The following is a 15,060-nucleotide window of genomic DNA, read 5'->3' on the forward strand; positions in this document are numbered from 1 at the left end:
CTAAATCCCCGATATCGCTGCGATACCAACACCTAGCTGATAAAATATTTGTGTTGCAGTACTCCAGAGTGTGAGATTGTCCATATGCGAAGCATCCATGGGCACAACAATAGTGTCTCCCGCTTCAAGCTCAATACGATTGTTGACCGCGAACCAACTCGACTGATTTGGTATATACACACCGCCATTGGCTTTGATTACATATATCTTACCTTCATCTGCACGATCTTTTGCACCGCCGCTTAAGTCGATATACTCTTGTATCGAGATGCCTTCTTTAAACAAGTGAGAGGAGCTGTAATTCACTTCTCCGATAATTGAAATAGAATCCTGCTTTCCAGGGATATACAAAGTATCGCCATCTTGTAACCGCAATACCTCTCTGCTTTCAATGATGTTTGGTAAGTCGATAACAAGCCGCCCCAACGCTTTAACGCTCGCTAAATCTCTTAGTAGTTTGTCAGTCTCTTCATATGAAAGTGACGTATTGGAGCCTATCGACTTTTGGAAGCTTTTAGAGGCAATATCTTTTCTCAGCTCTTCTGATAGTTTTTTCAATTGCTTCTGTTCTTGCTCTTTTATTGATTCGCGAGTGAAAATAGCAGCCTTGGGCTCTGCAAATTTTGTCAATCCGCCAGCCCTGATAATGACTTGTTCCAGTGTATCTCCACGCTTAATGGTGTAGGTTCCAGGGAACTTTACTTCACCATTTAATTGGACCTTGTAACTTTCTTGCCAATTGGGTTGCATCAAAATATTGAGAGTATCTCGACTTTGTATCGTTGTTCTATTTTCTCCTGAGAGTTTGCTCGTAATTTCATTTATGCGAATATGACGAACTTCCCCATCAGACTGTATCCGTGTTAATTCTGCAAAGTCAGTAAAAGCGGATTCAAGTAAACCACCTGCTGCCAAAATAGCCTGCTGCGACGTTGCGTCCTTTGCCAGAGGGTATACTCCTGGAAAACGGACTTGACCATTTATTTCAAAAATTGCCGCGGCTTTACCAACGGTGGATTGATATTTAAGGCGAGCAATGACCGGGGCTAAAAGCTTATCACGACCAAAGATCGTAGGCGTTACTAACAAAGTTTGCTTCTCTTCTTGCTCGAGGTTTTCACCTACCAGCACTTTTTCTAAATCAGCTTTAAACATAACTTTTTGGTCGAACAGCCTACGTTCATATAAGTGCCAGAGTTTCACTTTTTCTTGTAACTCCCGCTCCTCAACTGTAAGCGCCAAGTCCTTTAATGCCGCTTCTTCCTTTTCTTTGTCTTTGAATTTGCTAAATACATAGAGTTCATCATTTTTTTGCAGTGGTATTTTCGTGCCACTGAGCGCATCAGAGATAGAGAACTGAATAATTTCTATATGATTTAAACTTTCATCTGATTCTCTGACGATAATTGAGTAACCTAAATCAGCTTGAGGAAGGAGATCAGCTCTAGCGTTGCCAATTAGTTGGTCAAATGACATCCCTTTTCGCCATTGATAATAGCCAGGCCTAGCGACCGCTCCAATGAGTGTTAAAGAATCGACAATTTCGTTATTTACGCTTTGAACTTTAAGGGCGTCTCCACCTTGTGGCACATAGTCGACAACCTTATCGCTAAAATCTACTGATACAACAGATTGCTTGGCGTTATCGATGACTCTTTTAACTTCTACCTTTTCAAGGAAAGCTTTCTCTTTAAATCCACCAAACATATTTACCAGCGCTTCTGCTGATTCGCCTTGCTTCAGCTCAAAGATGGCCTCTCGTTTAACGAAACCCTCGACCGAAATTTGTGGCCCAACAGATGGGATAAAAACCACATCTCCAGATTGTAATGTGATGTCTCCAGTATTATCCCCTTTGAGTAACAAGTCATATAAATCGAGCTGAGAAACAACCTCACCTTTTCTTTTAACCGTAATATTCCTAAGAGATGCTATTTCGGTTAATCCACCACTGGCAAAAAGCGCGTGAGTGACGTTAGACAGCGGTGATAAGGCATAGCTGCCAGGTTTATGCGCCTCACCGACGACAAGGACTCGTAGACTTCTCAGCTCGGAGATAGACACAAACGCCTTCAACCCGATAGCTTCTGTCGATACCTTATTATCAATCAACTGTTTTAGTTCTTTATATGTCAGCCCAGCAACATTTATAGGAGAAAAATTAGGAATACTTAATCGACCTTCACGATCGATTACCAAATCATGAGTTGCCGCTTCCTTACCATATAAACTTATGGAAATGGAATCCCCACTTGCCATTACATAGTCATTTGGTACGGCAATTTGTTCTGTTGGAATAAAGCTTGTTGGCTCACCTGCAAACAACTCATAACCGAAGGGCTGAAGTTGCTTTAATTCAGGCTGTAAAGGGTCCTTTGGGGTATCTTCAACTTGTTCAAATGACCTAGGTTCGACACTTTTTAACGCGGGGCCTTGTGGCTCTTGCGTCGTGCTCAAACTTTGTATCGCTGAAAGGTCAATACCATATTGTTTGGCTAAAGCTTCCTGCTGTGACTTAGGTAACTTTTTAAACTGTTCTATTTGCTCTGGTGTTGGCGTAAAAGCACTAACAAAAGCACTCATTCCCAACAAAACTATTGCTAAAACACGCTTAAAAGACATCAAATTGAATCTCGCTAGTCAGTAACCAAAAAAAGATTGCGTATTCTACACGAGAAAGACGAGATAGAAAAAGGGCTCAAAGCCCTTTTTTTGTCATATCTTTGTTATATTTTGCTGCTATCTGTTAAAAACTGTAAACTAGCGTCAGAGACGTTTCTGTGTCTGTTTTTTCCTTTCCAGCATCCACATCTGAGTTGTGCGTAATGTTGTAACCAACCTTCATTTGTAACGAACCATTGATTTTAGTCAAAAGCGCCGTTTCGGATACAGTTTTTGTATTGGTATCACCATATTCTAAAGATACAACTTGAGTGAACTTTGCGTTGTCAGATATCTGCCATTCATAATCGAGTTTACCAACGCCGATTACTTCACTTTCGGTCTCACCAGCAAGCGGGTTACCATCTGTATCAACCTCAGTGCTGCTATCTTGATACTCGAAACGTTTGATACCTGGACCAACTTCAAAGTCCAAATACATGTTGCTCTTACTTAACAATCTCAGGCCGTAACCCACTGATAATACTGTTTCACTTCGATAAGCGCCAAAGTAGTCAGAAGCATATGCACCGTAGATGAACAAGTGACTGTGATCTTCGACTAACTTGTAATTACCCTGTACCGACAATGAGTACTTTTCATTTGTACGTTCTTTGGTCTTCTCACCGTCATCGTTTTCGATTTCATCTTCTTTGAAAATGCCATCAATTTTATATTCATTGCGCCAGTTTTCTAAGTTATGCTTGGCTTTTATCTCGCCTTTGAGCGTGGTTGTTTCCGTGTTACCGCTTGTGACAATTGCACCTACTTCACTAGTGATGTCCCATACTTTTTCTGCTTTTGTAGGTTTCTCAGAGCTTGCTTCAGCCATAGCTGTATACGAAGACATCGCTGTTAAAACACAGAGAGAAATCAGTTTCATTTTCATTATAAAAGTAACCTTTAGATTCAATCTTTTTGTAAATGCACATCCATTTGCGGATATGGAATATTTATACCAGCGTCGTCTAACGCCAGTTTGATGTTTTCCAACAAATCGAAATAAGTTGGCCAATAGTCTGCTGTATTAACCCAAGGGCGAACAGCAAAATTAACACTCGAGTCGGCTAACGCCAAAACAGCTATCGTACAAGCTGGGGATTTTAACACGCGTGGTTCTTTTTCGATCACCTCTTCAAGTACTTTTTTCACTTGCTTAAGGTCAGCGTCGTAACCCACCCCAATTACAAAATCAATTCTACGCGTTTTCTCTCGAGAATAGTTTACTATTGCACCAGACATAATGGAGGAATTGGGTATTATAACCACTTTATTGTCTGGCGTTAAAAGCTCTGTAGAAAAAATTTCTATGCGCTGTACGCTTCCAGACTGCCCTGCTGCGTCGATATAGTCTCCTGACTTAAACGGTCTAAGTATGATGATTAAAACGCCTGAGGCAAAGTTTGAGAGCGATCCTTGCAATGCTAATCCAACAGCTAGACCAGCGGCACCTAAAATAGCTATGAATGATGTTGTCTCGACACCAACTTGGGAAAGCGCCATTAGCAGAGTCGCGACAAAGACAATGCTGTAAACAATATTTGAGACAAACGTGCCTACCGCTTTATCGACTTTTCGCTTACTAATCGCTTTTTCAGTTAAAGAAGCCGTTAATTTGGCAACTCTGATCCCGATAAAGAAAATGACCAGCGCGATAACGCCTTGAATGAGGTAGTGTGACAAAATATCCGAATTATTATTTAGCCAATCCATAAACACTTCCATAAACTCTCCTATGATTTGCGTACAATGTGTTAATTCTGAGTATAAAGTATTAACTTTAGCTGTATGAATGAAAATTTCTGCAAATCTATTAAAAACGATAAAAAAATAAAAAAAGGCTTTGCAAAAATAAAAAAGTTCTGTATTATGCGCGCCACACCACAAAGGTGTTACACGAAATTGTGGCGGCTGTAGCTCAGTTGGTAGAGCCCTGGATTGTGATTCCGGTTGTCGTGGGTTCGAGCCCCATCAGTCGCCCCATCTCCTCTTTTTGTATCTTAGTATGCAATGACTTATCTGATGTTCCTCCCTTTTTATTTTTATTTAATCTGACTAATTTTTATATTTATCGCCTCTCCATTATTTGTATTTTGATACAACCAATTCGCTAAATATCCTGAATAAACCAAACAGCTAAAAATGACATAGGTATGTTACTGACTTCTCCTTCTGAGGCAGTCTGTGCTAGTGGGATTGCTTTTTGATTGGAATGATGAGCTTTTCATCTCAGCAGGTTTTTGTCTAAAAAAAATGCCACCTTAAAGGTGGCATTACACACGGGATTATTTCTACTTTGAAATAGAAATTCTGTTTACTTCCAGCTTCTCATTTTGTGACCTTTAAGAGCATAGAAGAGAATAAAGATATAACTCGGTATCATGAGGCTATAGGCACCTTGAGCTCCCAGACCTGCAACATTACCAAGTCCTATTAGCAATGGTCCTAACGCACCGCCAGCAATACCCATAATTAACAGGCCTGACGCAGTGCCAGTCAAACGGCCTAATCCATCTAATGCCAACGGCCAAATAGCAGGCCACACCATCGCATTAGCAAAGCCTAGTAATGCGATACACAATAACGGATCTGGCAGCTGAGGTCCACCAAAAGGCACCAACAATAGGTTAGAAATTGCGAAAGAAGCATTGTCTCCCATCACCACGGCCAAAACCGTGATAATACCTGCGATACCAGACATCACAAGTGCGCTTTGCTGAGACATAAAACGAGGGATCAATACAATACCAATGGCATAGCCAAGTAACATACAACCCATTGTGTACGATGTCATTATCGAATAATCAGCAATTCCTAGATGAAGGGCATAAGAACCAATGGTATCCGCTGCAATTACCTCAACAGCAACATAAAGTGCAATACCGACAACACCTAAAACTAAGTGAGGATGTTGTAGAGCTTCTCTTAGCTCACCTTTAGATGTTTTTCCTTCTTCTTCAAACACAAGATCCGGCAAAGGCGCAAATTTTGCGAACAAAGCAAATAAGAATATTAAGCCGGCAATCGCTAAATAAGGCGCTATCAAACTATTCGCCATGGCATCTTTTTGTTCTTGCGATAGGCTTTCCCCACCTTGTACTACACCACTGACAACAACCGCAGCAAATACAATTGGTACAATAACGCCAGCGGACTTGTTTAATAACCCCATAATACAAACACGTACTGCGGCCGATTTCTCAGACCCCATTTTAACAACATACGGGTTCACCGCCGTTTGCAAAACGGTTTGACCTACCCCAATGAGTAACTGAGCCAGAAGAAAGACTTCAATCGCCTGCATTTTTGCAGCAGGAATATACAACAAAGCCGATAGTGCCATAATGACACAACCGACAGCCATGCCATTTTTGTAACCAACACGCTTAATTACCATGGCAGATGGAATACCTGCAATCGTTACGGCAATATAAAATGAGGAAATAATAAATGATGCTTGAAGGGGGGAGAGCTCAAGCATCTGTTGTAAAAAAGGCGTAATGGCACCGTTTAGCCATGTAATACAGCCCAGTATAAAAAACATAGAGCCAGCCAGTGTCATTGGCAACCAGACACTCTGCTTCGCTTTTTCATTCATATCCACTGTTGCTTCCATAATACTCTTCTTGTTTGCAATTAAAGCTTATTACAATTTTTGCTCGTGACCTATTTGGCCACAAACTCTCAAATCTTGTTATTTTCTGCCGACATGCGGCGAATCAGGTCTTTGCCAGAGTAAAAACTCTGTCATAATGCTACTTAAACTTAAAATGACAGCGCTGACATTTAACTTTACGTTAAAATCTACTTGATTACTAGTTAGAAATTATACTAAATAGTATTGAAAAAAGGGGCAAACGCCCCCTTTTTACATTAAAGGAATGTAAATAATCAATCTAATCCAGTGATACGGCTATACTTTTTGCCATTCAGCGTTGTTCTCAAACGGACCGCTGTTGAATCTGTCACTGACATCGGACCTGTGTACTGCTGCCACGTCTTGCCACTGTCAAAACTAACCTCTATTGCCAGATAGCGAAACGCGCTGTTTGCCAATAACTGACCATTTTCGATCACAGCACCAGGCACTGGTAAATTAATATTCACTCCCGCATTAACTAACCGTGTCAGCTCTTTTAGCGCTAGAGTAGCAGAAAATTCCTGCCAATCCGCTGCGAGTGCTTTTTCATCTCGTACGTCTCCTTCCCATTTGGCCTTGTGCCAGGCACGTTCCGCAACCGTTAAAACTCGCGGAAACATCATCGCCATCACCTGATCTTCAGTACGTATTGTTTCAGTCCACACCTGGCCTTGCATACCTAGAATATTTTCCGGTTTTTCCAGTTTAGGTAAAGGTCGACCTACAAGGGCTTCTAGATTTTCAATTGACTCACCATTTCTCGTAAAGTCTGCGTTGGCATATACGTTATCGGGCATATAACCAAATGCTTTTTTAGTATCGGTATAACGAGCCGCCCAGTAGTAGCCTCGTTCTTCTGGGTGCGCTTCATAGGGGTGATCAAAATATAGATGTGTTCCGTGGGAGAGTATTACTTGATACCCATCATTGGCCAAACGATGTGCTCTATCAGCAACCCCCCACTCCCAAATATTGTCCCACACGTTTGCGGTGAACACTTGATTTGGAAACTCATCGCGTTTAAAAGGGTTCACGCGGTCGTACATTAAACCGTCTTCCCAAGCACCTGGGGCGATCCCCCGTTTTGCGAATATTTTCGCCACACGTTGCGTGAAATACGGTTTCAAATCGCTTGGCCCAGCAATACCATTATTGGCATCTTTAAACAAAGCCTGACACGCTGGGGATTTTTCCCACGACCCTGCACCAACTTCGTCACCCCCAAAGTGCAGATTAGTTAAGCGTGTACCTGCTTCTCGATACATGCCCTGCAGCTCATACGTTACTTTCTCAATAAATGCATAAGTCGAATCCATACAGACATTTAAAGAGTTATCCGTATAGTTTTGTACCGTGAGATACTCTGATTTATCTTTAAGGTCACTCAACAGATAGGCTTGTGCTTCTGCATCCAGCCCTTGCTCTTTTAATCGGTAGTAACGAGCCTCCATCGCTTTAATAGCGGCACGTGCATGACCTGGTCCTTCAATCTCCGGAATAATATCAATATGCCTTGCTTTGGCGAACTTTAATAATTCAACAAAGTCTTCGCGCGATAAATAACCATTTCCTGACCCTGATTTGAAAGGACCTGTACCGAGCTGAGTTAACAAGCAATCGCGTTCTTGCAAATCAAAACAGCGATAGCCCCCGATCTCAGACAATTCTGGCAGACCCGGGATCTCTACGCGCCACCCCTCATCGTCCGAGAAGTGCCAGTGAAACTTGTTCAGTTTGTACCGCGCCATTTGTTCGACGAGTTTGAACAATGCTTCTTTGCCATGATAATTACGTGCATTATCATAATGCATACCACGCCAGCCGTAACGAGGTGTATCCTCAATTTCTACATTTGGTACTGTGATGGTCTTCTTTTGCTCCGTTGGAAACAGAGCCAACAAACTTTGAATACCATAAAAAACACCCGCATTATCCACGCCGATGATTTCTATTTTGTCATCATCAATTTCCAGCTTATAACTACCAGAAGCGGCCTGCTCACGATCATAGTCGCCCGATTCAACCTTTAAGAAAATTGTGGGAGTTTTGCCGGCTTCTATGTGGTCAGGCTGGGCATCAAGAGATAACCCATGTGCCTTTAAATCCTCATTAAATACAGCGACTTCTGACTTTAGTCTGCCAGCAAAACGAATTTGCCAATTGCCATCGAGTTCAGCGAAGCCTCGGTTAAAGTCCACACTATATGGTTTTGGAACAATGCGCTTTACGGCCGCTTGCTTGTCTACTTTGACCGCGCTTTGATTGTGCATATATCGCCATTGTGCTGTGGCCAAAGGTGAATAATCCAAGGGCTCGCTATGTCGCTTGAGCTGGTTCTCTCGCTCAAATGGCGCAACAAATTGCGTCATATCTTCCGTATTTGTGTTGGCAAAAATTGCAGGTTTTTGGTCTTGAGAGACAATAAAAGCGCGCGGCATAAAATCAGTGTATGCGGCAATCCAAGCAGCGGCCTCAAATTCAACTTTGAGTGATTGATTCGGCGCCAACCCAACAAAACTAGTCGTGGGTATTAATCGATGTAAGTCACCATTAATATGTTCAACTTTCAACCCCGACGTTTGCTTTGTCTTTATTTTACGCACTGAGTGAATATAGATTTGCCAGTCACTCTTTCCGGCTGGCAAAGCAACATTTGATTTATTTTCGAGAGATATTGAGCCAATAAAACTGCCAGCACCGCCGTGAAAGTTATTTTCAACTGCAAAAGTGAGTTGTGTATTTTGTGCAAATGCATCTAGCTGTGACTGTGATAGTGCCGCGCTTGCACCAACCGATGTCGCGATCAAGGTTGTTGCAAACACTTGCTTCAGCATATTTTTTCTAAAATTCATATCAGCTCCTAAAGACGACTCTCTGAAATCACATTTTAGCAAAAGCTTGTTTGTGCTGCCGTGCACACCTATTTGTACTGTTTAATGGTATAACGTATGCGCTACCAAACACGCTTTTTAAGGTGTTCAAAGAATAGTACTAACCAACTTATTGTTAGTTTTTCATCATATCGAAGAAAAAATGACAGCGCTATCAAATTTTAATAAACCCCGTTTATTCCACAAAAAAACCTGCTCAAGCAGGGCTCAAAGCAGGTTTTTGTATTGGCAACTTTAAAGTCTTACCAGATTTTCACCCGGTCCTCAGGTTTGATATACATACCATCCCCTTCTTTGACATCAAACGCCTCATAGAATTGTGGCATATTGGATAGAATACCGATGACCCGATACTGACTCGGCGAATGAGAATCCGTCATTAAACGATTTCTCAACTCTTCATCACGATATTCTCGTCGCCAAATTTGGCTCCATCCCATGAAGAAGCGTTGTTCACCCGTATACCCATCAATTACGGGCGCAGTTTGCCCGTTTAATGACAGCTGATACGCTTTGAAGGCAACGGTAAGCCCACCAAGATCGCCAATGTTTTCACCAAGGGTTAGCTGACCATTTACATGCGCATCTTCGAATGGTTTAAACTCATCAAATTGTTCAATCAGCTTTTGACCACGCGTTTCAAATTGCGTTAGATCACTATCCGTCCACCAATTGCGTAAATTGCCGTCACCATCATATTTCGCACCTTGATCATCGAAGCCGTGGCCTAACTCATGGCCAATCACCGCACCAATTGCACCGTAGTTCACCGCATCGTCTGCCTCTAAATTAAAAAATGGCGGTTGAAGGATCGCTGCCGGGAAAACGATTTCATTATTGACTGGGTTATAATACGCATTGACAGTTTGAGGGGTCATGTACCATTTCGTTCGGTCGACCGGTTTGCCAACTTCATTGATCATGTCCTTGTATGCCCACTGGTTATAACGTGCAAAGTTACCCACTAGGTCGTCAGCATTTATCTCTAAGCTAGAATAGTCACGCCATTTATCAGGGTACCCTATTTTTGGTGTAAATTTACTTAACTTTTCTTTCGCTGCAATTTTAGTTTCAGGACTCATCCAAACTAAATCATCAATCGATTGCTCAAAGCCGGCAATGAGGTTCTCGACCATCTTTGTCATACGCGCTTTTGCTTCGGGTGGAAAGTGTTCTTTAACGTAAATTTTGCCAAGTAACTCGCCAAGTACGCTATTGCTTGCGTCTACTGCCTGCTTCCAAATTGGAGCTTGCTCTTCAACACCCCGCAACGTCTTGCCATAAAACCCGAAGTGCAGATCGACTAACTTACGTTCTAGTAGCTCCGCATAATTGCTCGCGAAGTGAAATGTTAGATAGTCACGCCAAACATCCACATCACTCCCTTTAATGATGTCTGAGAGGGCAGTAAAATAACTCGGTTGAGAGACAATCACGTCATTCAAATCCGCCCCTAGCGTGCTTAGATAAACTTCAATGTCGAAGTCATTCAGTTGTTTATTAAATTCTGCGACGTTGAGCTTATTGTAAGTCTTAGACGCATCTCGACTGTCCACACGACTCCATTGCGCTTGTGCAATCTGCGTTTCTAGTGCGATGATGGATTGGGCCGCTTTCTCAGCCTGTTTTTCGTCATACCCAAATTCGAACAGCATATTGGTGATATAGGTTTGATACTCTGCTCTAATAGATACAAACTTATCGGTGTCTTTCAGATAAAAATCTCTATCTGGCAGACCTAAACCCGATTGATAAAGGTACATTGCGTTAACGCTAGAGTTTTTAGCATCGTTATTCACATACCACGCCATCGGCGTTGTACCACCTTGCATGATTAACCTTGCCATCAACTGCGGCAATTGCGACTTATCTTGCAACGCACGAATCGGTTCTAGGTATTTATCTAACGCGGCCACACCCAGCTCTTCACGCGCTAACTCATCAGTGTAGCTTTTATAAAAGGCGCCCAGTTTATATTCGTCACTACCAAACTCTGCTGTGCTATTGCCAGCTGCGCTTTCTAATATGACACGAAGTGCCTTTTGAGATTCATCGTATAGTTCGCTAAATGAGCCATAGTTAGACTTATCTGCAGGAATTTCGGTTCTTTCAAACCACTTACCATTGACGTGATAATAAAAGTCATCCTGTGGACGAATTGAATGGTCGATATTTTCAAGTTCGATACCAGAACTGAGCGTTTGCTTTTGAACAGTTGACTTTGATGCTTCAGGCTGAGGTTGCTCACTACAGCCAGACAGGCCAAGCGCCAGAGCAACCCCAAAAGCAGCGATGGATTTGCGCATACTAATGACTCCATTATTGATATACGCAAATCATACCTTGCTTAACTTGGTTTTTACACTAACCAGTGAAAACAATTGTCAGTGCTTATGAAAATGCTGCGAGTGCTTTGATAATGGCAATATTAGCCTTCGGGAAGGCGAGAGCTTTAAGACCTTCATAGTCAACCCATTGATTAGGTTGACCTTCAAGGCCTGTGGGTTCACCATTAAATTGATCGACAACATGCACATGTAGGCAAACTTGCTTGTCTCCATAGTCATGCTCAATGGTCGTCAAGTGCTTAGACGCCAGTACATCAATGCCGATTTCTTCTGATAACTCACGTTGCAATGCTTGTTCAACACTTTCTTGTCGTTCAACTTTACCTCCAGGGAACTCCCATAATCCCCCTTGATGCTGCGCTTCATTACGCTTACATACGAAATATTGGCCTTGTTTAAATATGACGCCAACCGCCACATTCACGACTTTTTTAGTCATGTCACATCCTCAAAAAAAAAGCGACACAAGGTCGCTTTTGTCGTGTTATTTATTCTGTTTAGCTAAGCTTGCCACAACACTGTTTATATTTTTTGCCTGAGCCGCACGGACAAGGCTCATTACGGCCAACTTTAGGCTCAGCTCGAGCTGCAACGGCTGCACCTTGAGGTGCCTCTCCGCCTACCTTTTCAGCCTCTTCATGTTGGTACTGCTTTGGCACTTGTTCGCTGCGACGATGCTGCTCTTCAACTTTCTCAACATCCTCTTCTGCACGAACTTGCACTTTGCTAAGTACACCAACTACATCAACTTTTAGAGTTTCAAGCATATTTGAGAAAAGCTCAAATGATTCACGCTTATACTCTTGTTTAGGATTCTTCTGCGCATAACCACGTAGGTGAATACCTTGGCGTAAATGGTCCATCGCAGCTAAGTGATCTTTCCAGTGCTGATCCAAGCTTTGTAGCATAACGGCTTTTTCGAAGTGGCGTAGCACTTCTTCGCCAACTAACCCTTCCTTTTGCTTGTATGCTGCTTCTGCTTCTTCGATGATCCGCTCTCTGAGCGACTCTTCATATAACTTGCTGTCTTCTTCTAACCACTTAGCAATAGGCATCTCCAGTAATAGATCGGCCTTCAAGCGCTCTTCTAACCCAGGAATGTCCCACATTTCCGCGAGACTTTGAGGCGGGATAAAGCGATCAATAATACCATTCACAACGTCGCTGCGAATTGCATTTACCGTTTCTGAGATATCACCTTCTTCTAATAGTTCATTACGCTGCTCATAAACAACTCGACGCTGATCGTTTGCAACATCATCATACTCAAGTAGCTGTTTACGTATATCAAAGTTACGTGCTTCTACTTTGCGTTGCGCATTTTCTATCGCCCGATTTACCCAAGGGTGCTCAATTGCTTCGCCACGTTGCATGCCTAGTTTACGCATCATTGTTGTCATACGCTCACCGGCAAAAATTCGCATCAATGCATCATCCATTGACAAGTAAAAACGGCTTGAGCCAGCATCACCCTGACGCCCTGAACGACCACGAAGCTGATTATCGATACGACGAGATTCATGACGCTCGGTGCCAATAATATGCAGGCCGCCAGCTTCAAGGACTTGATCATGCAACTCTTTCCACTTGGCTTTCGCTTCTTCGACCTGTGCGTCTGTGGGGTTCTCGATCTTAGCAAGATCATTTTGCCAGTTGCCGCCGAGCACAATATCTGTACCACGACCAGCCATGTTAGTCGCGATAGTCACGTGCCCAGGTAAACCTGCATCGGCAATAATGTCCGCTTCTTGGGCATGGAACTTGGCGTTTAGAACGTTATGTTCAATTTTTTCTTTACGCAAGAAGTGTGACAAGTACTCTGAGCTCTCGATCGAAATAGTACCAACTAGCACCGGCTGTCCACGCTTTTGACAATCTCTGATGTCGGCAAGAATCGCTTCAAACTTTTCTTCTTGCGTGAGATAGACTAAATCGGCACGATCATCACGGATCATTGGTTTGTTCGTTGGAATAACAACCGTATCTAACCCGTAGATAGATTGGAATTCAAATGCTTCAGTGTCGGCAGTACCAGTCATACCCGATAGCTTGTCATACAATCGGAAGTAGTTTTGGAATGTAATCGAAGCTAATGTTTGGTTTTCATTTTGAATGCGCACACCTTCTTTTGCTTCAACCGCTTGGTGTAAGCCCTCTGACCAACGACGACCTTCCATTGTACGACCAGTATGTTCATCAACGATGATTACTTCATTGTCTTTCACAACATAATCTACATCTTTCTGATATAGCTTGTGTGCTCTTAGTGCTGCATAGACATGGCTGAGAAGCGTGATGTTACCGGCTGAGTACAACGAATCGTCTTCTTCAATTAAGCCATGCTTGATTAACAGCTCTTCAACTTTAACCTGACCGCGCTCAGTAAGGTGCGCTTGCTTAGATTTTTCATCGATGGTGTAATCACCATCTCCTTCAATGCCCTCTTCATCTTCTTTTTCTTGCTGAGTTAACTCAGGCACAATTTTATTGATCTGAGAGTATAATTCAGAGCTGTCCTCTGCAGGTCCAGAGATGATAAGGGGCGTTCTCGCTTCGTCAATTAGAATTGAATCAACTTCATCCACAACGGCATAATGCAGAGGTCGTTGCACGCGCTCTTCTATGCTGAACGCCATGTTGTCACGCAAATAGTCAAAGCCAAATTCGTTATTGGTACCGTAAGTGATATCGGCCGCGTATGCCTCTTTTTTCTGTGCAGGCATCATACCAGGGATATTACACCCGACTGTCAGCCCTAAAAATTCAAAGAGTGGACGGTTATTTTCAGCATCACGCTTCGCAAGATAGTCGTTGACGGTGATTACGTGCACGCCTTTGCCTGTCAAGCCATTGAGGTACGCAGGCAATGTAGCGGTAAGTGTTTTACCTTCACCAGTACGCATCTCAGAAATACGACCTTGGTGAAGCACCATACCACCTATCATTTGCACGTCAAAGTGACGCATTTCAAAGACTCGTTTCGATGCTTCACGAACAGTAGCGAATGCTTCAGGAAGTAAATCGTCTAAGCTGGCTCCCTGCTCAAATCTTTGTCTAAACTCTGCTGTTTTTGCTTTTAATTGTTCATCAGATAGCTTGCTATACTGCTCTTCTAAAGCATTAACTAAAGCGACCGTCTTGCGTAAATTTTTGATCATCCGGTCGTTACGGCTACCAAAAATTTTGGTAAAAATTTTAGTTATCATGTTTAAACCATTTCAATCTTATATTTGTAAGCCCGTGCATTCGCGTATTCCCAAAAGGCTTACTAGTCCTGTTGGCGACAAAGTCGAATTTGTGCAGTGTGCCGAGTTAAATTTATACCCTATCATACCAGACTATGCGCATCTGCAAACCACCAAAGCGAAAACTGTTCCTATTTAATAAAATATGGAACTATAAGCAGCCTGAAAACTCACACCGATTCCACCGCTGCGCCTGATACTAGCCGTGGGATATGACGATAATGTGCGTGTTAGCATAATATGGGGATTGTGACTTCATAGATCAAGTGTATGGG

General features: G+C 42.6%; 8 protein-coding genes and 1 tRNA gene. 1 reads left to right on the forward strand and 8 read right to left on the reverse strand.

The window, feature by feature from the left end; genetic code table 11:
- The 3 genes from L1286_RS08130 to L1286_RS08140 form a co-directional block, all read right to left on the reverse strand.
- The gene (locus tag L1286_RS08130; protein ID WP_442961693.1) at positions 1 to 2,622 is read right to left on the reverse strand and encodes an SLBB domain-containing protein; all 2,622 of its coding nucleotides are present in this window, start codon (positions 2,620 to 2,622) and stop codon (positions 1 to 3) included.
- 124 nt (positions 2,623 to 2,746) lie between these two features.
- Positions 2,747 to 3,550, reverse strand: a complete 804-nt coding sequence (locus L1286_RS08135) for a DUF481 domain-containing protein (protein ID WP_235406404.1) — start codon at positions 3,548 to 3,550, stop codon at positions 2,747 to 2,749.
- Positions 3,551 to 3,570: 20 nt separating this feature from the next.
- The gene (locus L1286_RS08140; protein WP_235406405.1) at positions 3,571 to 4,386 is read right to left on the reverse strand and encodes a mechanosensitive ion channel family protein; all 816 of its coding nucleotides are present in this window, start codon (positions 4,384 to 4,386) and stop codon (positions 3,571 to 3,573) included.
- A 182-nt stretch (positions 4,387 to 4,568) separates the two neighbouring features.
- Here L1286_RS08140 and L1286_RS08145 point away from each other — a divergent pair.
- Positions 4,569 to 4,644: transfer RNA gene (locus L1286_RS08145), tRNA-His, on the forward strand.
- A gap of 331 nt (positions 4,645 to 4,975) precedes the next feature.
- Here L1286_RS08145 and nagP read toward each other — a convergent pair.
- The 5 genes from nagP to secA form a co-directional block, all read right to left on the reverse strand.
- Positions 4,976 to 6,277: an N-acetylglucosamine MFS transporter NagP gene (gene nagP / locus L1286_RS08150; RefSeq protein WP_235406406.1), complete on the reverse strand. Its 1,302-nt coding sequence runs from the start codon at positions 6,275 to 6,277 to the stop codon at positions 4,976 to 4,978.
- A gap of 275 nt (positions 6,278 to 6,552) precedes the next feature.
- Entirely contained in the window at positions 6,553 to 9,153 is a 2,601-nt protein-coding gene (locus L1286_RS08155) for a family 20 glycosylhydrolase (protein ID WP_235406407.1), read from the reverse strand.
- 281 nt (positions 9,154 to 9,434) lie between these two features.
- A complete protein-coding gene (locus tag L1286_RS08160) occupies positions 9,435 to 11,498 on the reverse strand; it encodes a M13 family metallopeptidase (RefSeq protein WP_235406408.1) in 2,064 nt (687 codons plus the stop codon).
- Between the two features lie 85 nt (positions 11,499 to 11,583).
- On the reverse strand, positions 11,584 to 11,979 hold the full coding sequence (mutT, locus tag L1286_RS08165) for an 8-oxo-dGTP diphosphatase MutT (RefSeq protein WP_235406409.1): 396 nt from the start codon (positions 11,977 to 11,979) through the stop codon (positions 11,584 to 11,586).
- Positions 11,980 to 12,037: 58 nt separating this feature from the next.
- Positions 12,038 to 14,746 (reverse strand): preprotein translocase subunit SecA, encoded by a 2,709-nt coding sequence (gene secA / locus L1286_RS08170; protein ID WP_235406410.1) that lies wholly within the window; start codon positions 14,744 to 14,746, stop codon positions 12,038 to 12,040.
- Between the last annotated feature and the right edge of the window lie 314 nt (positions 14,747 to 15,060).

It is taken from the genome of Pseudoalteromonas sp. SMS1 (genome assembly GCF_021530565.1).
In the GTDB taxonomy this organism is placed as follows: domain Bacteria; phylum Pseudomonadota; class Gammaproteobacteria; order Enterobacterales; family Alteromonadaceae; genus Pseudoalteromonas.